The 22,207-nt window shown below is 41.0% G+C and carries 23 protein-coding genes; 13 read left to right on the top strand and 10 right to left on the bottom strand.

Annotation, left to right across the window (positions count from 1 at the left end):
* Nucleotides 1–150: 150 nt before the first annotated feature.
* The 5 genes from FTT76_RS08360 to gmk form a co-directional block, all read right to left on the bottom strand.
* Entirely contained in the window at nt 151–345 is a 195-nt protein-coding gene (locus tag FTT76_RS08360; protein ID WP_078192519.1) for a bacterioferritin-associated ferredoxin, read from the bottom strand.
* A gap of 218 nt (nt 346–563) precedes the next feature.
* Nucleotides 564–947, bottom strand: coding sequence for a RidA family protein (locus tag FTT76_RS08355; protein ID WP_078189365.1), 384 nt, complete (start codon nt 945–947; stop codon nt 564–566).
* Between the two features lie 54 nt (nt 948–1,001).
* Nucleotides 1,002–3,107, bottom strand: a complete 2,106-nt coding sequence (locus tag FTT76_RS08350; protein WP_180190389.1) for a bifunctional (p)ppGpp synthetase/guanosine-3',5'-bis(diphosphate) 3'-pyrophosphohydrolase — start codon at nt 3,105–3,107, stop codon at nt 1,002–1,004.
* 218 nt (nt 3,108–3,325) lie between these two features.
* Nucleotides 3,326–3,607 (bottom strand): DNA-directed RNA polymerase subunit omega, encoded by a 282-nt coding sequence (gene rpoZ / locus FTT76_RS08345; protein ID WP_067762989.1) that lies wholly within the window; start codon nt 3,605–3,607, stop codon nt 3,326–3,328.
* Between the two features lie 76 nt (nt 3,608–3,683).
* Complete coding sequence (gene gmk, locus FTT76_RS08340; protein ID WP_078189363.1) at nt 3,684–4,307, bottom strand: guanylate kinase; 624 nt, start codon at nt 4,305–4,307, stop codon at nt 3,684–3,686.
* A gap of 133 nt (nt 4,308–4,440) precedes the next feature.
* Between gmk and ispH the strand changes: the two genes are divergently transcribed.
* From ispH to rplS, 12 genes are all read left to right on the top strand, one after another.
* Nucleotides 4,441–5,391 carry a 4-hydroxy-3-methylbut-2-enyl diphosphate reductase gene (gene ispH, locus FTT76_RS08335; protein ID WP_078189362.1) on the top strand — a complete coding sequence of 317 codons (951 nt, stop codon included), beginning with the start codon at nt 4,441–4,443 and terminating at the stop codon, nt 5,389–5,391.
* A gap of 164 nt (nt 5,392–5,555) precedes the next feature.
* Complete coding sequence (locus tag FTT76_RS08330; RefSeq protein WP_180190388.1) at nt 5,556–6,014, top strand: GspH/FimT family pseudopilin; 459 nt, start codon at nt 5,556–5,558, stop codon at nt 6,012–6,014.
* Nucleotides 6,011–6,562 (top strand): type IV pilus modification protein PilV, encoded by a 552-nt coding sequence (gene pilV / locus FTT76_RS08325; RefSeq protein WP_180008713.1) that lies wholly within the window; start codon nt 6,011–6,013, stop codon nt 6,560–6,562. Before FTT76_RS08330 ends, pilV begins: the two co-directional genes overlap by 4 nt.
* On the top strand, nt 6,562–7,464 hold the full coding sequence (locus FTT76_RS08320) for a PilW family protein (RefSeq protein ID WP_180190387.1): 903 nt from the start codon (nt 6,562–6,564) through the stop codon (nt 7,462–7,464). Before pilV ends, FTT76_RS08320 begins: the two co-directional genes overlap by 1 nt.
* 26 nt (nt 7,465–7,490) lie before the next feature.
* On the top strand, nt 7,491–8,186 hold the full coding sequence (locus FTT76_RS08315) for a pilus assembly protein PilX (protein ID WP_306670482.1): 696 nt from the start codon (nt 7,491–7,493) through the stop codon (nt 8,184–8,186).
* Between the two features lie 513 nt (nt 8,187–8,699).
* Nucleotides 8,700–12,098, top strand: a complete 3,399-nt coding sequence (locus tag FTT76_RS08310; RefSeq protein WP_180190386.1) for a pilus assembly protein PilY — start codon at nt 8,700–8,702, stop codon at nt 12,096–12,098.
* Nucleotides 12,099–12,156: 58 nt separating this feature from the next.
* Complete coding sequence (locus FTT76_RS08305) at nt 12,157–12,585, top strand: type IV pilin protein (RefSeq protein WP_373686539.1); 429 nt, start codon at nt 12,157–12,159, stop codon at nt 12,583–12,585.
* Nucleotides 12,586–13,041, top strand: coding sequence for a type IV pilin protein (locus FTT76_RS08300; protein ID WP_180190384.1), 456 nt, complete (start codon nt 12,586–12,588; stop codon nt 13,039–13,041).
* 144 nt (nt 13,042–13,185) lie between these two features.
* Entirely contained in the window at nt 13,186–13,443 is a 258-nt protein-coding gene (rpsP, locus tag FTT76_RS08295) for a 30S ribosomal protein S16 (RefSeq protein WP_078189354.1), read from the top strand.
* Nucleotides 13,444–13,460: 17 nt separating this feature from the next.
* A complete protein-coding gene (gene rimM, locus FTT76_RS08290) occupies nt 13,461–14,009 on the top strand; it encodes a ribosome maturation factor RimM (protein WP_180049205.1) in 549 nt (182 codons plus the stop codon).
* A 42-nt stretch (nt 14,010–14,051) separates the two neighbouring features.
* Nucleotides 14,052–14,792 carry a tRNA (guanosine(37)-N1)-methyltransferase TrmD gene (gene trmD, locus FTT76_RS08285; RefSeq protein WP_078189352.1) on the top strand — a complete coding sequence of 247 codons (741 nt, stop codon included), beginning with the start codon at nt 14,052–14,054 and terminating at the stop codon, nt 14,790–14,792.
* 139 nt (nt 14,793–14,931) lie between these two features.
* Nucleotides 14,932–15,303: a 50S ribosomal protein L19 gene (rplS, locus tag FTT76_RS08280; protein WP_078189351.1), complete on the top strand. Its 372-nt coding sequence runs from the start codon at nt 14,932–14,934 to the stop codon at nt 15,301–15,303.
* A gap of 63 nt (nt 15,304–15,366) precedes the next feature.
* Here the strand turns inward: rplS and FTT76_RS08275 are convergent, their stop codons facing one another.
* From FTT76_RS08275 to FTT76_RS08255, 5 genes are all read right to left on the bottom strand, one after another.
* A complete protein-coding gene (locus FTT76_RS08275) occupies nt 15,367–16,287 on the bottom strand; it encodes a triacylglycerol lipase (RefSeq protein WP_180055487.1) in 921 nt (306 codons plus the stop codon).
* A gap of 251 nt (nt 16,288–16,538) precedes the next feature.
* Nucleotides 16,539–17,504 carry a triacylglycerol lipase gene (locus tag FTT76_RS08270; protein WP_180190383.1) on the bottom strand — a complete coding sequence of 322 codons (966 nt, stop codon included), beginning with the start codon at nt 17,502–17,504 and terminating at the stop codon, nt 16,539–16,541.
* Between the two features lie 201 nt (nt 17,505–17,705).
* Nucleotides 17,706–18,716 carry a triacylglycerol lipase gene (locus tag FTT76_RS08265; RefSeq protein WP_180055419.1) on the bottom strand — a complete coding sequence of 337 codons (1,011 nt, stop codon included), beginning with the start codon at nt 18,714–18,716 and terminating at the stop codon, nt 17,706–17,708.
* Between the two features lie 367 nt (nt 18,717–19,083).
* Entirely contained in the window at nt 19,084–20,028 is a 945-nt protein-coding gene (locus tag FTT76_RS08260; RefSeq protein ID WP_257222177.1) for a triacylglycerol lipase, read from the bottom strand.
* A gap of 78 nt (nt 20,029–20,106) precedes the next feature.
* The gene (locus FTT76_RS08255; RefSeq protein WP_180190382.1) at nt 20,107–21,135 is read right to left on the bottom strand and encodes a lipase secretion chaperone; all 1,029 of its coding nucleotides are present in this window, start codon (nt 21,133–21,135) and stop codon (nt 20,107–20,109) included.
* A gap of 153 nt (nt 21,136–21,288) precedes the next feature.
* On the opposite strand from FTT76_RS08255, the gene truB reads away from it, so the two are divergent.
* Complete coding sequence (gene truB / locus FTT76_RS08250) at nt 21,289–22,197, top strand: tRNA pseudouridine(55) synthase TruB (protein ID WP_180049217.1); 909 nt, start codon at nt 21,289–21,291, stop codon at nt 22,195–22,197.
* Nucleotides 22,198–22,207 lie beyond the last annotated feature (10 nt).

Genomic DNA, 22,207 nt, shown 5'->3' with positions numbered 1-22,207 from the left:
ACAGCAAATGAAAATCACAATCAAAACAAGGCACTAATTTTCAGGTTTTAATAAATAAAAACCCGCTTAGAGTCAGAAGCGGGGGAGGAGGAATGGTCTGAGACCATTGGTTTTATAATTATGATTGTTGAGGAAATTTAAAAGCTTGGTTTATGCGGCAATTGCGATACGGGCTGCAATTTGTGCAACTTCATCACTGATGATCATACGTGCTTCAGGAGCACAGCGACCACAACAGGTGCCTAAATCGAGCATATCGCGAACTTCACGATAGCTTTCTGCACCATTGGCAATTGCATCTTTAATGTCTTGATCAGTAATACCACGGCACAAACAAACGTACATGAAATCAAACCAAGTGAATAAATGGGATAAGTAATATTATTGATAATTATTATCGTTTGTCAATAAAAATCATTTAAAAATGCTTTTAAGGTGATTGAGTTTTTGAATAAAAAAATGTACTTAAGCGGAAATCCGAGTGATGCTCAGATTTTCGCTTAAGATTTTTTGATATTTTTGAATGAGATTTTTTGTGAAAGGCTTGGTTGAGATATTACAGGTTATTGATTAATAATCACTACGCCATCCATTTCAACCAAAGCACCTTTTGGTAGGCTAGCTACACCGAGTGCTGCACGTGCTGGGTAGGGTTGAGCAAAGTATTCGCCCATAATTTGGTTGACCAATTGGAAGTTAGAAAGGTCAGTGAGGAAAATATTCAGCTTAGCGATATCTGCTAGCGTACCACCTGCAGCTTCACATACCGCTTTTAAGTTGTCGAATACACGGCGAATTTGAGCTTCAATGCCTTCTACCAGCTCCATGCTATATGGATCTAAGCCAATTTGACCTGATAAATACAAAGTGTCGCCTACTAAAATGGCTTGTGAATAAGTACCAATTGCAGCGGGTGCATTTTCAGTATGGATTACCTGGCGGGACATCTATTTCTCCTATTATCATCACAGACACATCACATATAAATATGCGGTGTCAGGTTAGCTGGCAACTTTCGCAGGCTCAGCAATGGCAACAGGTTGTGCCAAACGACTGATGCGTGGGAAGCCAAAATGCATTCTTAAATTACGGATAATTTCGGCAATTTGTTTACGGTTATGTACAACAATATTCACATAAGTTTTTTCTTCATGTGAACGGACAGTCTCTACACCGACTTTTTCTTTACGGCATAGATAGATCAGCTCTGAAATTTGTTCATCATTTAACAGCATGTTTAAGCATAAATAGGCTGTAAAACTAATGTCTTCACTGTCTTCTGTAGTCCAGTGTAAAGGCATGATATTTTCAGGATGTAAATGTTGTTCATGCAATAAATTATGACAACGTGAACGGTGCACAATCAAACCACGACGTGATAAATGCCCTTGTATTGGATCGCCTAAAACGGGGTTACAGCAGTGCGCATATTTGACGTCGACGCCATCAGTGCCCAAGATTAAGCGTGCAGAGTTTGAATTCTGAATGGTATCTTGAGCATATAAATGATTAGCAACCAATTGCGGTAATAAGTCACCCACGGCAATGTGTTCAAATAATTGTTCTTTATCATTTAAATGACGCCAATTCAGCACATTTTCCCAATCCGCTAATGTCAAATCACTTACAGAACGGTTAAAGAGTTTTAATGCGCGATTTAAAGCTTGCTGACCAACTAAACGTTGTTCATCTTGGTCTTGTTCGCGGAGGATATTTTGTAATGCGCGGCGGGCTTTTTGGGTATTAATAAAGCTTAGCCAGTCAGGGTTTGGTGTTGCAAGAACATCAGTGATAATTTCAATCACTTGACCACTCAGTAATGGTGTTGAAAGGGGCTTGGTTTCCCCATCAATTTTCGCACCAACGGCATGGTTGCCCAAAAATAAGCTTGCTGAATAAGCGAAATCAACAGCTGTGGCACCCTGAGGGAGTTCATGCAAATGACCATGTGGGGTATAAACCCAAATTTTTTCTTGATGTAGATAATCCAGTAATTCACTAAATGTGGTCTTTGCACATGCGCCATCGACTAACACGTTTAAATTTTGCATGGAGGCTTGGATCGCTGAGCGACAAGCTTGTGGTGCATTTTCACCGAGAACCACACCAAAGCGCGCTGCTTTGCGCATCAGCTCTGTTTGGATGGTCAGAGATAAAATGGTCTTTTCACCTTTTAAGCGCATCATCAGTGACTGGTTGCCACCGGGTAACGGGCGGCGAATATGATCGGTGTAATTTAGAACTTTAAAGCTTTCTTTGAGGATATCAGCAAGTCGGTCACAGTCTGCGATGCTTTGTAAAATAATTTCAAAGGCGTGACTATGGGTGAGCTCTTGCAGATCGATATCGTTTTTTACAAAGTGGCGAAGTAATTCAATATTATTATTCTTCTTTTTAATTCGACCTGAAATATGGTGTTGTTCTAGTAAGGCGGTGAGGTTATTTTCCCACTTGGTTTGGTATTCGCAGCGTTTCGGTTTGGTTTGTAATAAAGCTTCTTGAACATTGTTATACATATCTAAATCTAGATTTTGATAACACAAATGTTCAAGGTTGTCGGCCATTTCATTCATACCGACAAGACGTGCCATAGGCACAAAAATTTCAAAGGTTTCTTGGGCAATACGAGCACGTTTGTCAGGGCGTAAAGCACCCAGTGTGGTCATATTGTGATAACGATCTGCCAGTTTAATAATAATGACACGTGGGTCTTGTAGGGTGGCTTGCAGAATTTTACGGAAAGATGCTGCTTTATTATATTCTTTATCACTAGAGTGGCTGAGTTTAGTGACGCCGTCGACGAGTTCAGCAACGGTCAGACCAAATTTTTCAGTAATATCTTGTTTGGTAAATTCGGTATCTTCAATGACATCATGTAGTAAAGCAGCCATTAAAGTTTCCGCATCCAGACGCATATGCGCCAAAATACAGCTCACCGCAATTGGGTGAAGGATGTAGGGTTCGCCACTTTTACGTGTAATGCCATCATGGGCAATATCCGCATAGTCGCAAGCTTCAAGCACGCGTTCGACATCACTTACTGCAAGGTAAGCGTCGATTATCACATTTAACTGTTGCTTGGCTTGGCTGACCATTGGGCCTGGCATAGAACACCCTTTTACTACTGATTTACAAATGAAACGGTTAATACTTTAATGAAATGCATATTGCATGACTTGTCAATTTTTTAGTTTAAAAAAATGAAAATCTTTTTCGCTTGCTTTGCACTTCTTAAGCTTATGTTATAACTGTTCTGAGTAAAATATTAAAGAGAATCCATAAAAAAAGCCTAGTTAAAAACTAGGCTTTTAAGGTCAGGTTTATCTTATTGGAAAGAAAAACCGTCTAAGTTTAGGTTATTTGCAGAAAGTGCAAGGTCTAAACTTGAAGTTTGGTAGTCTTGTTCACGTTGTTTCAAAATGTCTTTAGAAACGTGACCCGCTGCGATTTCACGAAGAGCAACAACGGTTGGTTTGTCATTGTCCCACTCAACAGTAGGTTCGATACCTTGACGTGCCAATTGACGCGCGCGTTTGCTTGCCACTAGTACAAGCTCAAAGCGGTTGTCTACATGGTCTAAACAATCTTCAACGGTTACGCGTGCCATAAGAATTCTCGTTTGAATATAAATTTTTAACAGACTGTGCAGTATAAGGTGCTTTGTCTATAGACTCAAGTTTTAATCACTGTTCTGTAGGGGTGATTAATTTCTCAATCAGTTTTTCATGGCGCATGGCTTGTTGTTTTAAAACAAGACGATTGGCAATAATCACAGACTCTAGGTCATGCAGTGCTTTATTAAAGTCATCATTAATAATGACATAGTCAAAATTAACATATTGCTGCATATCTTCTACGGCACAGCTGAGGCGATGTTCAATCACTTCAACAGAGTCTGTACCACGATTGGATAAGCGTTGACGTAAATCGAACTGACTCGGAGGGAGAATAAAAATTTGTCTAGATTCAGGAAAAAGTTTACGCACCTGTTCAGCACCTTGCCAGTCAATTTCAAGTAAAACGTCATGACCTTTAGCCAATTGTTCTTTTACTGTGCGCTGTGCAGTACCGTAATAATTACCAAAAACTTCTGCATATTCAATGAAGCCGCCTTCATTCACCAAAGATAGAAAATCTTCTTTTTTAGCAAAATGGTAATGTACGCCGTCTAATTCGCCAGGACGCTGACCACGAGTGGTATGAGAAACAGAGACATGTAAATTGTTTACACGTTCAAGCAGGGCTTTAACGAGGGATGTTTTGCCCGTTCCCGAAGCAGCAGAAACGACAAACAAGAGACCCGACATGATATTTTTCCTGATATGATAAAATATCTTCTCTATTTTAGAGCAGACGCGCGCCAAACAAAATAGTCAGACGTCTATTGTTTACATTTATTTCAAGTGATACCCGTAAAATTGAGTGGGCATTGAGGATTCTATGGAAATTGTTTTAGCCAATCCACGCGGTTTCTGTGCAGGTGTTGATCGCGCCATCGCGATTGTGAACCGTGCACTGGAATGCTTTAACCCCCCAATATATGTGCGTCATGAGGTAGTACATAATAAATTTGTGGTGGACGACTTGCGTCAACGCGGTGCGATATTTGTGGATGAACTGGATGAAGTGCCTGATGACAATATCGTGATCTTCAGTGCGCATGGTGTGTCTAAAGCGGTACAACAAGAAGCTGAGCGCCGTGGGCTAAAAGTTTTTGATGCGACCTGCCCTTTGGTGACCAAGGTGCATATAGAAGTGACCAAGTACGCACGTGAAGGTGTGGAAGCGATTTTGATTGGTCATGAAGGTCACCCAGAAGTTGAAGGGACAATGGGCCAATATGACACCAAAAATGGTGGTTCGATTTATTTGGTTGAAGATGAACAAGATGTTGCTGATCTAAAAGTGGTGCATCCTGAAAAAGTAGCGTTTGTAACTCAGACAACGCTTTCTATAGATGACACAGCAAAAGTCATTGATGCTTTACGTCAGAAGTTCCCTGAAATTCAGGGGCCACGCAAAGATGATATTTGTTATGCCACTCAAAACCGCCAAGATGCTGTACGTGATCTGGCTGAACAATGTGATGTTGTATTGGTTGTGGGTTCACCGAACTCTTCGAATTCGAACCGATTACGTGAATTGGCTGAACGGATGGGTAAGCATGCGTATTTGGTGGACAATGCAGATCAGTTGCAGCAAGAATGGTTTAATGAACAGACTAAAATTGGTGTAACTGCAGGAGCATCTGCACCTGAAATTTTAATTAAACAGGTAATTCAGCGACTACAAGATTGGGGGGCAAAAGCGCCGCAAGAACTGGATGGTCGCGAAGAAAATATTACATTTAGTCTGCCAAAAGAGTTACGTATTCCTGTAACTCAGGCATAAAGTGTTAATGACTTAACATTCTGATATTTCTAATCATTTGACAGATCATTGCTTTTTGGCAATTATCTGTTTTTTTATGCCTTTTATCCTTATTTGTGTTTGTTTTGTAATTTAATTAGATATTATTTTTAATAGGGTAAAGTTTGGCGCGCCTTGGGGGGAGTATGCAGAAAAATAAAGGATTTACGTTAATTGAGTTGATGGTGACGATTGCTGTGATGGCGATTATCGCCATGATGGCTGCGCCTTCGTTTGGAGATATGTTACAGCGCCAAAATTTAAATAAAAGTACAAAAGAATTGGTTGCTACTTTAAATCAGGCAAGGGCAAAAGCTGCTTTAGAGCGAAGAGAAATTACAGTTGAATTGTTATCTGCGGATGAAAATACTGACGATACATTAAATTGGATGCCAGTGGGTAAATCTACTCTAAAAAGTGGTCAAGCGACGGAAATTGTTTTTATGCCGACAGGCTTAGTGAAAGATCCAGCAGCAAATCAAATCATTGCCACAAATACGAGTTTTGAAATTTGTGACACATCTTCTGATCCTAAATATTCCAGAATGGTCACAATATCTAAAATGGGGGCGATCCAGCAGATCGTTGAAGGGGATTGTTCATGAAAACTATAAAAAAGCAAGCAGGTGTTGGGTTAGTTGAAGTTTTGGTTGCTTTGCTGATTCTTGCAGTTGGTGTGCTTGGTTTTGTAGCTTTGCAATATCGAGCAATTGAGGCATCGAGTGAGGGCGCTAACCGTGTGCAAGCAATTAATCTGGCACGAGATTTAGCTGAAAAAATTCGTGTTAATCGAGAGAATATTACGGTTTACCAAACGAGTCTTAGCGCTGGGTATGACGAAATTGACGATGTGCCAGCTGTGGAAGAGACTCCAACAAGCCCAGCTAAAGAGGCAATAATAAACGATTGCTTTAAAAATTATTGTACATCTCAAAAAAAAGCGGAATTTGATTCAGCTATATCTGTATTGGCGGCTAGGCGAGTCGGTATGACTATTAATATGATGGTTTGCCCTGGCGTATCAAATGGAAGAACCTGTATTTATGTTGCCTGGGGTGATACCAGTGCTACTAATGCGGATGGCGTAAATAACTGTACAACAAACGGTGCTTATAGAGATGAGTCAACTTGTGTGGTTATGGAGGCGTACTGATGAGAACTGAGCAAGGATTTACGCTTATTGAACTAATGGTTGCATTGGTGCTTGGCCTCATTGTAATTGCATCAGCAACGATGCTTTTTTTAACAGGCTTAAAAAGTAGTCAAGTTCAGCAGGGTATGGCTGATTTGCAAGATAATGCTAATTTTGGTTTGAATTACATAACACAGGATGTCCGGTTGGCAAATTTGAATACGGCTCAGGCGAGTTTAAATGATGCATTGCTTGGTGGTGGTGTAGTTGTTAGTCCTTCCAATTTACCTCTTGCACATTCAGATATAAGTGAAGCGTTAATAAGTCGTAGCAATGGTGATGATGTTGGTAATAATAACCAATGGACTGGAGCATCGAATGTTGAACAAAACAGTGATCAGTTGGTTATACAGTATAAGCCTGTTCAAACGGGCAGTTTTGATTGCGAAGGGCGAAGAATTAATACGTTGGATCGTATGATTATTCAGCGCTATTTTTTGCGAGAAGATGCTAATGCTGGTTCAGGGGAAGGTAATCCTTTGTCATTAGCATGTGATGCTGGAAGCTATAGTGATACTAACTTGGCTGATTATGGCGATGCTGGGGAAATTATCATGAAGCGAGTTGACTATTTTAGAGTGTTGCTAAATGTCAGTAATTCAAGCGGTGCGCACCGTTATATCAGTATTCATGAGTATATGGAATCAGCTGGTGAAAAGCCTCGTATTCTCGGTGTTGTATTGGGTGTATTGGCTCGCTCATCTCAATCAACTGGTCAAGAAGCTGCAACTCAGCAAAACAATGCTTTTACAGTTTTAGATCAAAATGTTGAAATTGGAGAGAATGGTAACCCGAATGGATTTATTCGTCAGGTGGTTACTCAAGAAGTTGCTCTTCGCAATGCATTGGGGGAAAGAGAATGATAAGACATCACCAAAAGGGTTCAACCTTGATCGTTGTTTTATTTATCTTATTGGCGATAACTATTATAGGTACTCTGGCAATTCGTCAAAGTATGGTCTCATTGAATATTGCAACGAATAGCCAAGCTCAGCAACTGATGATGCAAAATTCGGATGCGGCCACATTCAATATCGAAGACACAAGTAACCTAGTGCGGAGTTTAGCACGTGATGGCATGTTTGGTTTTATTAAGGGTGCAGAGAACAAGGGTAAAGAGTTAGTTTTTTGTTTTAGGGGTTCTCGAGCTCAATTTTTTACACTATCGCAAGCTAGTATGATTTATCTGAACAATAGTGACACTATTGTTAATAGTGACCTTGGAGTAAATGGTTTTTGTCGAACAGGGGCGAATACAGCAAACTTTTTTACCAGTGAGCGCAGAGCTGTTATAACCCAAGTATCAGTGAGCTTTACAAATTCGACATCATCTATGCCATTCCAAGATTCAATCCGTGGTACAGATGAAGAGCTATCGAAAATCGAAAAAACAGAAAGAGTAGTCGTAAATACGACCTCACTGATGCCTGCACTTACTTCAGTAGATACTGATGAGATTGATGATTGTTTGGATAGTCATATTAGTAATAGTTCAACGAATGGTGTAGCAAATTGCTTAGCAGGCCTAAATGTCCCTTATGCAACGCACGTAACTGAATACAATTTAGGTCAAGCATTTCTATAAAGGGTGAATGAAATGAAAATTAGAAATATAGAACAACTTATAGCTCATCCTTTAAAGAAAGCATTGGCTATGAGCTTATCAGCTCTTATGACAGGATTTGTGTTTAGTGCAACTGCTTCATATGCGAGTGATATTGAGATTTATCAAGAAGCACGCTCAGGAAATATCTCTTTGATGTTTGTACTTGATATATCGGGGAGTATGGATTATTACGATGCAAATAATATTCAATATACTAGTTGTTCTAACTGGAGGTCGGAAAACTTCAATCAAAATGGAATCTCATATACGCGATGGGGGTGTGAGAGGCAGAGTAGAACGTACTTTTTTAAGCGAGTGAATATCTCAGGTAATTGGCGTTATTTATCTTGTGGAACTCAAGGTTCTGTTAATATTTCAGATTGTACTGCTGAGACTATAAGAACATCTGAGCCATCGGGATATAGTCCCCAAGATATATCGGGAAACCGTTATTATTATTCTAATTCAGGTAATGCTATTTTTTGGAATCGTTTGACGCTGGTCAAGGATGCCATGTATCAATTGTTATATGGTCCGAATGCGATTGGAAAAGACAAGTTTTTTGGCTTAACCACTTATTCAATTAATGGCGATGGTACTCGTGGACAAGTTCGTATTCCTGTTCAAAGGTTAGGTTTAGATACTGAAACAACCTTAGCTTCTGAAACGCATCGTAAAAGCCTAATGACAGAAGTAGCAAACCTTGAGGCAGATGGTGGTACACCAACAGCGAATGCCTATGCAGAAGCGGTTGCTTATATGTTAGGAACTTCGACTGCTGGAGGGAGTTATAAGTTTGCTAAGATTAATAATACTTGGTATGGTTGTTTAGCTTCAAGTACAACGAACAACTGCCAAAGTGATGGCTACTATTATAATACTCCAGTTGGAGCTTTTGGCGGTCATAGTTGTACATATCGGTCTGGTAATAGTAATTATAGTGCTACATGTTATTATGGGGCATATAACAGTGCGTCTGGACAATATGCAGCAGGCAGTGGTGTTTTGCTCAGCGATCGTTCAAAATATAAAATGCCAACCTCCTTGTCTGCACAGTTAGAGCCAGATGCAGATACCAAACAGTGTAGTGGTCAAGGTATTTATGTACTAACCGATGGTGTTCCAAATGGGAATAATTCGGCACAGAGTTTAATGCAAACTGCGTTAGCTGGCAGTAGTGCTTTTACCTGTTCTGATTCAAGTGGTGGGTGGGATTGTGTAGAAAAATTTAGTACGCGTATCTTGAATCAAACAACCAATGCTAGCCCACGTGATTTAAAACTCAAAACAGCTGTTGTCGGGTTCGGTTCAGCTTATAACTCCATCCCATCTTATAATAAAAATTTATCTGAAGAAGAAAATATCGCATTACTAGGCACGGTGAATGATGATAATGACGAAAAACGTGCAGCACGTTGGGGTATTCGGGGTCAAGGTGGTTGGTATGCGGGTACAAGTTCTCAAGACGTTATTGATAGCGTAAACGACTTTATTAATAACTTGTCAACAGAAATTCCAGCTGTAACAACCGGAACATCAACGATCCCAAATGATCAATTAAATCCTGCTGCATTGCAAAATTATGCATATTATCCGCAGTTCCAACCAACCCCTGATAAGAGCTATCAATTATGGGCGGGTAACCTGAAAAAGTATAAAGTTACTAGTACAGGTACGTTGGTCGATAAAAACGATGATATTTTTGTTAATAGCCAAGGTAAAATTGGTGATAACTACGATTTATGGTCTGCCGATGCGGTTGCGGGTGTAAATCAGGATGATGAATCCATTCTTGGTAGTAGTAAAAATAGATTGGTTGGTGGTGTAAAATCACGGTTAAAATTACGTTCAAATACTAATGGCGCAATACAGCGCAAAATATTAACAGACAGACCTGCAACAGCAACAAATAATGAATATTTGGACGCGACTACATTAAGAGCGTTGGATTTAAGTTTGGTCAATAGTACTGATCCAGCTAGAGGATATTTATTGTCATTGCTTGGTTATCGTGTAAATGCCAAACAACCTCAAACCATTACAAATACGTCGATTGCTCAAGCGGAGGAGTTGCGTCAGGTAGGCGCTGTAATGCATTCATCACCATTACTTCTCACAAATCAAGGGAAAGTGACATATGAAAATGGTGTTCTTGGCTCTGAAGAGCGAGATGACTATATTTTATTTGGAACCACGCAAGGAGTTTTGCATATAGTGGATGCAGATTCTGGAGAAGAAAAATTTGCATTTTTACCGAATAGTATGGTGGAAAACCAAAAGGATGCATTGTTAAACTTTGATACCACGATTGGTGGAATGGATAAGTTGTATTATGGGGTTGATGGTCCTTGGACGTCTTATACTGAATATGTGAATGCAGCAGATGATATGTTAACTGTTGGGGCTGGTTTAAATAGTCGAGCGGGTAAACAGATTGTTTATGGTGGTTTACGTATGGGTGGGCGTAATTATTATGCATTGGATCTTGCTGATATTGATAATCCAACACTTAAATTTACCATTACACCGCCTGCATTAAGTCAATGTTCGAGTGCAAATCCGCTTGCGTGTATGGGGCAAAGTTGGTCTAAGCCTACATTGACTTGGATCAATTGGAAAGGAACCAAAAAACTCGTCATGCTAGTTGGTGGTGGTTATGATGCTGAAGGACTACCAACCTCTATTAGTAGTATGCCAGAGACGACAGCAGCTGAACGTGCAGCGAAACAAGCAAAAATCAAATATTACCGTGGTTATGAATATAATGACTATGCTCAAACCAATAAGATTGGTTCTGGTGTGTATATGTTCGATGCGCTTGATGGCAGTTTGCTATGGTGGGCAAGTGCGAATGCAACAGATTATACCCCAACTAATACAGCCCCTGGACCGACTTATGTTCCAGCTACTGGTCCGGCAAGTTCATATGATGTTGATATGAAATACAGTGTTGTGAGTCAAATTAAAGCAGTTGACCGAGATTCTGATGGTCTGTCTGATCATTTATACTTTGGTGATTTAGGCGGGCAAGTTTGGCGTATTGATTTGAATAATAAGGCAGGTTCTAATACATCTTTGTTTGCTAAGCAGCCGACTAGAATTCTAAATTTAAATAACGGAGCATATAGTCCTCGTTTCTATGAGATGCCTGCTTTTTCAACCTATTCAAAAGAGGGGCGTATTTTTGGTGTTGTCTCTATAGGTAGTGGAAATCGTAGTCAACCCTTAGCCGAATATAGTTCAAGTGATACGAATCCTACATATAAAGATGATGGTGTGTACAATTTATATGACAAAGATGTGGCAAGAAGTGATTTATTCGATTTGACAGATGTTAATGCATACATAGTTACTGCAGCTGACCTACTCACTAAGAGTGTTAACTTGCTGGATGAAGCAGGTAGTGTTGGAACGGCTGAAATTAATCAATTAGTTGCTTTGGATAATGCAAATCGGTTTGCTAATACAACGTATAAGGCCTCTTATTCCTTAACGCAAGGCTGGTATTACTTATTTAAATCATCTCATATTCAAAGTGAGAAAGTGATGGCAACACCATTGGTTATTAATAATGATATGTTTGTTACATCATTTGATGGAAGTAAAGATGGTATGTCTGGAGATTGCGGAGCTGGAGTTAAGGGTGAAAGCTTTATGACATTATTCTGTATGCCATACGGTCAATGTAATGGTGGTACGGCTGCATCATATCGATTGAGTATGGGGGCGGGGATTGTAGGCGGTGCTGTAGGTGCAGGAGATGGAAGTGGAATGCAGCGTCTGATTGTTGCAAACGTAGATACATCAGGAATTACAGATAATGCTATTTTGGATAAACGCTACAATACTGGGAATAAGCTGATTCCACAGCGTTGGTACGATCGACGTTAATTAAGGAGGAGCTATGAAAAAAGTAATAAAGTCCTCTGGATTTACTTTGATTGAATTAATGGTTGTTGTAGTAATTGTTGCGATTTTCGCAGCAATTGCTATACCGTCATACCACGAGTATGTACGACGTGCCGTAGCTAGTCAGGCGCAGCAAGAGGTGCAACGAGTAGCTACTTTATTAGATCGGCATAAAGCACGAAATTTTAGTTATCGAGGATTCACGACGACAAGTGTAACATTACCCGTCGACGCAGTGGGTCCTGCGGTTAAATATACATTGACTATCAGGGACGGAAATGATCCAGATTTGGATTTAACAGATGCTGCTGCTGCCGGACAGAATTGGGCAATTCAAGCTGTGAGTTCGGATGATAATAATTATACGATGCTACTTACGAGTACAGGGATGCGTTGTAAGAATAAAACTACAGCAAATGTTGATTTTGTGAGCTGTGGCAGTACCGAGAATGGCAGTGAGGAGTGGTAAATGAATAAAGGATTTACGCTTATTGAACTCATGATTGTGGTTGCAATTATTGGTATCTTAGCTGCTGTCGCATATCCATCTTATCAAGAGCATGTACGAAAAACTAAGCGTGTAGAAGCTCAGGCTGAACTGGTCGCCTTAGCTAACCAAATTCAGCGTTATAAAGTATCCAACTTTAGGTTTTTATTGGCGAATGGCAACCCGATCACATTGGGAACATTAGGTTATACACTCAATGTAAACAATAATCTTGAAATTCCTCAAGGTAGTGATCCATTGTATGAAGTATCTTTAACAAATGTTGCGGCAAATACATGGACATTAATAGCGAATCCTATTAATGGAACCATTCAGGAAAATGATGGGGTTAGTATTTTAAATCACCGTGGGGAAAAATGCTGGACAAAAGGCTCTTCGTGTACTCCATCTGCCACCTCAAACTGGGACGGCAAATAACCTCAAATTCAAAATTGTGGATAAACACTTTTTGATCTTTCATTCAGGGCAAATTTCACGTAAAATATTGCCCTCTATGAAAGGGGTTTGAAATGTATCGATGGTCGGTACAGGGATAATCCGTAAAAACTATAAGGTTCTATCATGGTTGTTATTCGTCTTGCACGCGGTGGTGCTAAAAAACGTCCGTTCTATCAAATCATTGTGACTGATAGCCGTAATGCACGTGACGGTCGTTTCATCGAACGTATCGGTTTCTTCAACCCTACAGCTCAAGGTAAAGCAGAAAAACTTCGTTTAGATGCTGACCGTTTTGCTCACTGGGTTTCACAAGGTGCTCAACCTTCAGAACGTGTTGCTTCTTTAGCTGCTGAAGCTAAGAAAGCTGCAGCTACTGCTTAATTAGTAGTAGGTTGCCCATGACACCAACACAGAATGTACCCGAAGATCGTATTCAGATTGGACAGCTACGTTCAGCATATGGATTAAATGGGTGGCTCTGGGTCTATTCCAATACAGAACCTATGAGCAATATTTTTGACTACCTTCCTTGGTACATTGAGACCAAAGCAGGTTGGCAAACAGTAGATGTAAAACGTTGGAAACCACATGGCAAAGGCTTGGTTGTTTCGCTAAAAGGTGTGAGTGATCGTACCGCGGCAGATAACTTGGTTGGCGCAAATATCTGGATCTCTAAATCGCAACTGCCTCAAGCAGGCGTGGATGAGTACTACTGGTCAGATTTGAAGGGCTTAACAGTGTTAGGTCTTGGAGAAGATGAGCAAGAAGTCAACCTTGGTCAAATCCACGAATTGTTTGAAACAGGTGCTAACGACGTGATGGTAGTTCGCGCTACTGCTGAGAGCGTCGATAGCGAAGAGCGAATGATTCCATGGCATAAAGATGTGGTACAGCGTGTTGATCTCGAAGCTGGTCGTATCTACGTAAATTGGGGCGTAGATTATTAATCCTTTAAGGATTGACGCAGCAGGAAAATAGAGGAGTCTGCGATGTTTTTTGCAGTCATTACGCTTTTTCCTGAAATGTTTGAAGCGATTACAGCCTACGGTATTAGCGGGCGCGCAGCAAAACGTGACATTGTGCAAGTTCATTGTATCAATCCACGCGACTTTGCTGAGGGCAACTACAAAAGAGTGGATGAACGTCCATTTGGCGGTGGTCCAGGTATGGTGATGATGGCTGAGCCATTAGCGAAAGCAATTCATCGTGCCAAAGAGCTTGCCAAGCAAGCGGGTGCTGTTCATGTCCCTGTGGTGTATATGTCGCCGCAAGGAAAGACCTTAAATGAACCTGCGGTACAAGATTTCGTCAAATATGATGGATTGATTGTATTGTGTGGTCGTTATGAAGGTGTAGATGAGCGTTTGATCCAACAATATGTTGATCAGGAATGGTCAATAGGCGATTACGTTTTATCTGGTGGTGAACTTCCTGCGATGGTTTTATTGGATAGTGTGATTCGGAGACTTCCGGGTGCAATGTCTGATGAGCAATCACATGTGCAAGACTCATTTGTGGATGGTCTTTTAGATTGCCCACAATATACCAAGCCAGACCATTTTGAAGGTTTAGATGTTCCTGAAGTATTAAAATCGGGACATCATGCCAATATTGAGAAGTGGCGGTTTTTGCAGCGATATCAACGCACTTTAGAACGCCGACCTGAGTTGGTTGAAAAAGTTGAATTGACCAAGCAGCAAAAGAAATGGCTAAAAGATTCCAAGGTTTAAATTTTTTAAATCTTATATTAGGCTCTTTATGCATTGAAGCGGTCAAGCATAAAGGGAAAGTCAATCGGGTCTATGCGCTTTAGCCTCTAGCCCCAGCGATGATTAGACCTCTTCTAACTCGCATAATCGGAGATACCCCATGAGCGGTAAACATCCTTTAGTACAAGCTGTTGAAAATGCACAGTTGAAACAAGACATCCCTGCTTTTGCTCCTGGTGACACAGTAGTTGTTCAAGTAAAAGTAAAAGAAGGTGAGCGTGAACGTCTTCAGGCATTTGAAGGTGTTGTAATTGCTAAGAAAAACCGTGGTTTGAACTCTGCGTTCACAGTACGTAAAATTTCTAGTGGTTTCGGTGTTGAGCGTGTATTCCAAACTCACTCACCAATCGTTGCTGGTATCGAAGTGAAACGTCGTGGTGACGTTCGTCGTGCTAAACTTTACTACCTACGTGAATTGTCTGGTAAAGCTGCACGTATTCGTGAAAAATTACCAGCTCGTAAAGCAAAATAATTTGTTTTACAACGCTGTAAAAAAATGCGCCTTTAGGCGCATTTTTTTATGCATGAAAGAAAGTTATAAAACTTCAAGTTTCAAACGGTTGGCATGTTGACGGTAGACTGAAACAGGGTCTGGTGCAAATAGTCCTTTCAAGCCCAATACTTGATTGACTTCATCGAAATGGTTCCACTTATAATTATCACGGACGGTTTTACCCAATTTACTGCTACATTGGCTCACTAAGCCGTCGTTCGGTTGTCCGCTAAATGCAATTGGCTCCATTGCAGTAAAGATCGTATCTGGATCAAGTAAGTTGGTGGTGTTAGATATACCTGTCCATGAATAGAAGCTAATGCCATTGGCAACACTTGAGCCATCAGCACATTTGGTTGCAGGCATACCGAGTGGAAATTTTGCGTTAAAGGCTTTCACACCCGGTTGAGACATACTGTAGATCGAAGCTTTAAAATTTGAAGGGAGGTTAGACTGCTGGGCGAAGTTAATCACTGGGGTCATTAAGGCATCCATAACAGTCGCTAATACGCCATTTAAAATCGGGACACTCTGTACTAAATCTGCCACAGGTGAACCGTCATTGGTTCCTGCGACCGTACTGACAGAGGCAACCAAATCAGGTCGTACACCCGCAATATATCGAGCCGTAGGGCCACCATGTGAGTGACCAATTAAATTCACTTTAGGTTTGCCAGTAATCGCAACCACTTGTTCAACTTGGTCTAACAGTTGTTCACCGCGAACTTCAATGGACTCCAACGGGGAGATTTGTGTAGCAAAGGCCGTAGCCTTATGGCTTGCTAAATCAGGGAGAACTTGATACCAATAATCTAGACCAAAAACGGCACCGCCTAAGCGATTAAAACCAAACATCCCGTGTACAAACACTAGGGGGTATTTGGTTTCAGCATAATTGTCGATGACTTTTTTAGTGGTCGCTTGCTGTATACCCAATGCAGCATGCGTTTGGGTCACTGCCATACTTGCAAGGAGCGTGGCACAGAGCAATTTTTCATTCCTTTCTTTTTGTTTTGGTTTTCAAACTTTGATTCAGTTTAGTTTGCAAATAGACAAAATTGCCTATCTGACAATTTTCATTGTCATTAAGGATTATAAAAAAGGAAAGAAAAATGTGAGAACTAATCGATAGAATGAAAGATATTTTGTACATTGATTAATGAAAATATCATTAAACCCTGAATTTACAGGGTTTAATGTATAGCTTTACTAAATTATAAACCTTGAAGTTTTAAACGATTGGCATGTTGACGATAAACATTGACAGGATCTGGTGCGAACAACGCTTTGAGACCAAGCACTTGGTTGACTTCATCTAAATGGTTCCAGTTGTAGTTATCACGAATGGTTTTACCAAATTTGGCACTACAGCGTGATACGAGGCCATCATTGTCTTTTCCGCCATCGATCAGTAATGCGGTCACTTTTAGTGCTGAGTCTAAATCTAAAATATTGGTGATTTGGCCCACACCTGTAAATGAATAGTTATAAATGCCTTTCTCAACGCTATTGCCATCAGCGCAATTGGATTTAGGCAAGCCCAGAGGGAATGCGGAGTTATACTTTGCAGAACCCGCTAGCGTTAAACTTGAACCACCTGCCAATGCGTCATGAGGATAAGTCGTTGGATCTAGACCTTGCGCCCAAACAATGGCTTTAGAGACAAAATTCACAGCTCCGACCAAGGGTGCTTCGACAGCGGTGCCTTCAGCTTTTAAAATTAAGTCTGCAACAGGGGAGCCTTGATGAGGTCCTGCAACACTGGTTAATGAAGCCACGACATCTGGGCGAACACCGGCAACATAACGAATTGTTGGCCCACCATGGCTATGTCCAATCAAATTCACCTTATCCGCACCAGTGAGTGCTCGGATTTCAAGGACTTGTTGTAGAAGCTGTTCGCCACGTACTTCGGTGGAGTTAAACGGCGATACGCGCGTTGCCCAGACATTTGCACCATTGCGGGCAAGATCAGGCAGGATTTGATACCAATAGTCGAGTCCAAATGAGTCCGTACCGACGGTAATGAAACCACCCATACCATGGTTAAATACGATTGGATATTTGGTCTTTGCATAGCTAGAACTAGCTTTGGCGGTGACTTGGGTTGCTTGCGATGCAGATACATTACCGATGAATGTAGCTGCAATTAAACCTGCTAAAAATGGTCCGTATTTCATGAGCGATCCTCAATGTATTATTGTTTTATGACAATATTTATTGTCACTTCTAATAAAGCAATAAAGATCACCTGTTGCAAATTGAAAAAGATTAACTGCGCCGCTAAATGTAACAAAATAAAAGATCAAGAACTTCAGATTGATAAAAGTAAATAAGAGGGCCGAAGCCCCCTTAGTGAATTGAAACGTCAACGATAAAAATTAAAGTCCTTGCAGTTTTAAACGGTTAGCATGTTGACGGTACAGTGCCACAGGATCTTGTGCAAATAGACCCGTTAAGCCGAACATCATATTGGCTAAATCGGTATGGTTAAGTTTGTAGCTGTCGTTAATGACTTTACCGATATAAGCACTACAACGTGCAACCATACCGTCATTGTCTTTATTACCATAAGACAATGGCCCGAGTTGCATCAGGATCGTGTCGATATCAAGTAGGTTCGTGGTTTGCGCAACACCGGTCCATGAATAGTATTGAATGCCTTTGCTGTCGACTTGCTTTAAGTTCTTACTGCAATTTTCTGAAGACGCCAAAACACCGTCAGCTACAGCAGATTTTGCAACCGTACTGTTAAATGTAGCAGAACCTGTTTGTGATAGTGATTTCATTGAAGCATCGAAATCAATTTCAAGCTCTGGTTTTGCCTGACCTAAAGCAATCAGTGGGCCGACAATATAATCACCTAAAATATTGAAGGCAGTACGAGAAAGTGAGTTGCCTTGAATATCATCCGCTACTTTAGAGCCGTGATAGGTCCCTGCAACACCTGTAATAGACGCAATGTACTGTGGTTTTGTTTGAGCCACATACAATACAGTTGGACCACCATGAGAGTGACCGATTAAGTTAAGTTTTGGCTTCCCTGTAATAGCCAAAACATCTTCAACTTGTGCAATTAACTGCTCGCCACGATGTGCTGTGGTGTTTGCAGGAGATAATTGCGCGGCGAATACGGTTGAGCCATTTCGTGCCATATCTGGCAAGATTTGGTACCAATAATCTAGTCCGATGGTGTCAGTGCCGATACGTGACCAACCGAGCCAACCATGCACCATTAAAATTGGATATTTGGTTTTTGCGTAGTCAGATTTTGCCGTTTCCTTCACCTGGAGGGCGCTAGGCGCAGCTTGAGTGCTTGCCGATATACTCATCGCTAAGCCTGCAACTGCAGCTACAGAGGCCATCTTGGCCGTGTTTACTAAAGATCGCATAAATGTTCCTTGATCTGATGTTGTTTTTATTACTTTTTAATAATGAAAATACTCTCTGTTTTTAAGCAACATCTTTGTGATTGGCCAGGCCATATCTTTGATTTTAGAGAGTTTGAATAGACAAAGATGCCTTGCCATTTTTTCATGCTCGGTTTGAAATTCCATGTCATTTTAGGACATGGGCGGCGTTGAGGTGACAAGTATATTTATATACATTCGTCTTTTATTTTTGCTATTTATTTTAGTTGTTATGATTTAATAACTTATTGAATTAGCTTGTTTAATACTTACAAATAAAAACATTGTAAACAAAAAAGGACGCTTAAAGGCATCCTTTTCAGTGCTGAAAGGGAACCAACTTTTGAGGTTACAGACCCTGTAATTTTAAACGATTGGCATGTTGGCGGTAGAGCGCAACTGGGTCAGGTGAAAATAGGCTGCGTAGACCAAAGACCATATTCACTTCATCTAAGTGGTTGTGATTGTAGTCGTCACGGATTACTTGTCCGATGTGAGTACTACAGCGTCCAACCAAACCGTCATTGTCACGATTTCCATAGGCCAAAGGGGCAAGCTGACTAATGACCGTATCTAATACATCTAATACATTCGTGGTTTGCGCTGTACCAGTCCATGAGTAGTAATACACGCCATTGTCGACTTTGGCACCCGATTGATTACAGTTCGCTGCTAGTGCTGCGGTTGGAAATTTTGCATTAAATTCAGCCGAACCTTTTTCACTGATCGCGGTAAGTGATGCATCAACACTGTTAGGTAGACTAGAGTTGCCCTCAGCCCAAGTAATAATAGGTGCTAAAAGTTGATCTCCAAGTATGCCAAAGATTGAGTCTATGGTTTTGTTGGCTTGAATTTTATCTGCGACTAAAGAACCTCGGTATGTTCCTGCAACACCAGTCACTGATGCTACATACTCAGGTTTGATCGCTGCAATATAACGCGTTGTTGGCCCACCATGTGAATGACCAATGAGGTTCACTTTAGGTTGACCCGTCAGGGCAAGGACTTCTTCGACTTGGCTCAGGAGCTGTTCACCACGAACTTCTGTAGACTCTAGCGGAGAAACTTGGGCAGCAAAGGTATTTGCCCCGTTGCGGGCTAAATCTGGCAAAATTTGATAAAAATAATCCATGCCAAAGCTGTCAAAACCAATGCGAGTAAACCCGAACATGCCATGAGTAAATACAATCGGATATTTGGTCTTGGCATAGCTTGCCGAGCTATTGGCGGTGACATGTTGGAGTCCAGCCGCAGCTTGGGACTGTGTATTTGCGATCGCTGCTGATGCAGCCATAATTGCGCATAAAAGAGCTTGTGATTTTTTCATCATTTCATCCTGAAATTGAAGTTATTTTTAAATTGTTATTTGCACTTATTCTGCGAAAGGTAATTTTCCACCCTGATCATGCACAGATTCAAAGGTACTGACGCGGAGCTGATCTTCCTTGGATTTAAAATGTTGATTACGGAGTTGCTGCACTGCTTGTTGTTTGGCGCTGTCACTCATATTGCTTTTCACAATACTGTCACGCTCTGTGAGATATTGATCCACGCTAGATTTCCAAGAGCTGCGCTGGCTGTCTAGATTTTCAAGGCGCTGAGTGGCTTCTGGACCCACTAAATTTAACCGCATTTGATGGATTTCTTCGCTTGAACCACCACGGGCTTTAATGTCCGCTGTGAGTTTGCGTAAATCTTCAAGTTTATTGATTTGTTCCAGATTTTCTTTCCAGTCTTCTGGGAGTTCATCAAACAGGGCTTTTAGTTTTTTGGCTTTTTCCGACTCAGAAAGTTTTTTGTCATTCACCACTTCCATACGTTTCAGCGTGTATTCGTGATAGGTATTTTCCTTGCCAAATAAACCTTCAATTTCATAATCAGAAAAGAACTGTTTTCTTAAATTCTGGGTGCTGCTATAGATCGAGCGATAATATTGAGGTGATTCTTTGTCGTCACTCGGTGGCTGTAAATGACCTAATTGTTCACGATATTTCATATAGCGATCCCACAAATCATAAATTTGGGACAGCGCCGGTTCTTTATGACCTTGTGCAATGTAGGCTTTAAAATCCTTTTTGATTTGATCGATCGACTTTTCACCATATTGAGTGATGAAATATTCAAAACAATTCCGCGTTTGTTCGTTCACGATCAGACGGTTTGAACCATCCATACTGATTTGACAGTTAACTTCCGTGTCTTGTTGACTTGGACTGAGCAGTGAAGAACCGCTTGTAGCTTGTGCTGTAGAGCTTTCGCCCTGAGCTAAAGGCGTATTTTGTTGTTGAATCGATTGATCTGAAGGATCATTTTGTGATGCTTTTGGCGCCAGCCAAAATATAAATGCAGCAACAGCGATAACGACCAAGGCAATGATGAGCCAAAGTTTATTTTTTTGCATATCCCAATGCACCTTTATTCCGTTTTTAATTGTTTTAGAGTTCTAAATGCGAACTCAATATGACATAAAACGCAGATAAAAACATAGAAGAGTTGTAAACGTTAGAGGTGGGTTGTTACCATTGCGCTGTTCCTGTATTAGCCAAATTTTGACATGAAAAAAGCCTCTCCTAAGATCCAACGTCGTCCTGTACATGGTGTATTTCTTTTGAATAAGCCATTAGGTATTAGCTCGAATGCAGCCTTACAGAAGGTTCGTTGGCTATTTCGTGCTCAAAAAGCAGGGCATACCGGTGCGCTTGATCCGCTGGCTTCAGGTTTATTGCCGATTTGTTTGGGTGAAGCGACGAAATTTTCACATTTCTTGCTCGACTCGACCAAGCGTTATCAAACCACGGTCTTTTTAGGACACAGCACCACGACGGGTGATGTGGAAGGTGAGGTACTGATGGAACAAGCCGTACCTGTTTTGACGGAAGCCACGATTCAGCAGGTGTTGGCACAGTTCGTGGGAGATATTCAACAAATTCCACCGATGTATTCTGCGCTGAAAAAAGAAGGTCGCCCGCTGTACGAGTTGGCGCGTAAAGGCATAGAAATAGAGCGTGAAGCACGTCCAATTTCGATTTATGCCATCGAGTTATTATCATTTAATGAGAATAGTATTACACTCGACATCACCTGTTCCAAAGGCACGTATATTCGTGTTTTAGGCGAAGATATTGCCAAAGCATTAGGTACTTTTGGACATTTGACCTATCTACACCGTACGCAAACGGGGCATTTTGACCTTAATCCAACTTACACCATTGAATATTTGGAAAGCTTGACTGAAGTGGAGCGTGAAGCATTATTGCTGCCGGTGTATTCACCCGTCGATCATTTCTGCAAAGTGCAAGCGCCAGAAGGGCGTGCAGAATATTTCAGTCGTGGCATGGAAAGTAATATTGAACATGAGGCAGAAGCGCAGGTCTTGGTATTTGAAGGTGAGCGTTGTTTAGGGCTGGCTGAAATTACAGACCGTAAACGTTTGGTGCCTAAGCGTGTGTTAAATCTAGAGTAGCTGATACAGC

This window comes from Acinetobacter sp. YH01009 (assembly GCF_013420765.1).
In the GTDB taxonomy this organism is placed as follows: domain Bacteria; phylum Pseudomonadota; class Gammaproteobacteria; order Pseudomonadales; family Moraxellaceae; genus Acinetobacter; species Acinetobacter amyesii.
The sequence above is the reverse complement of the archived record's forward strand: the minus strand, read 5'-3'. Positions and strand labels throughout refer to the sequence as shown.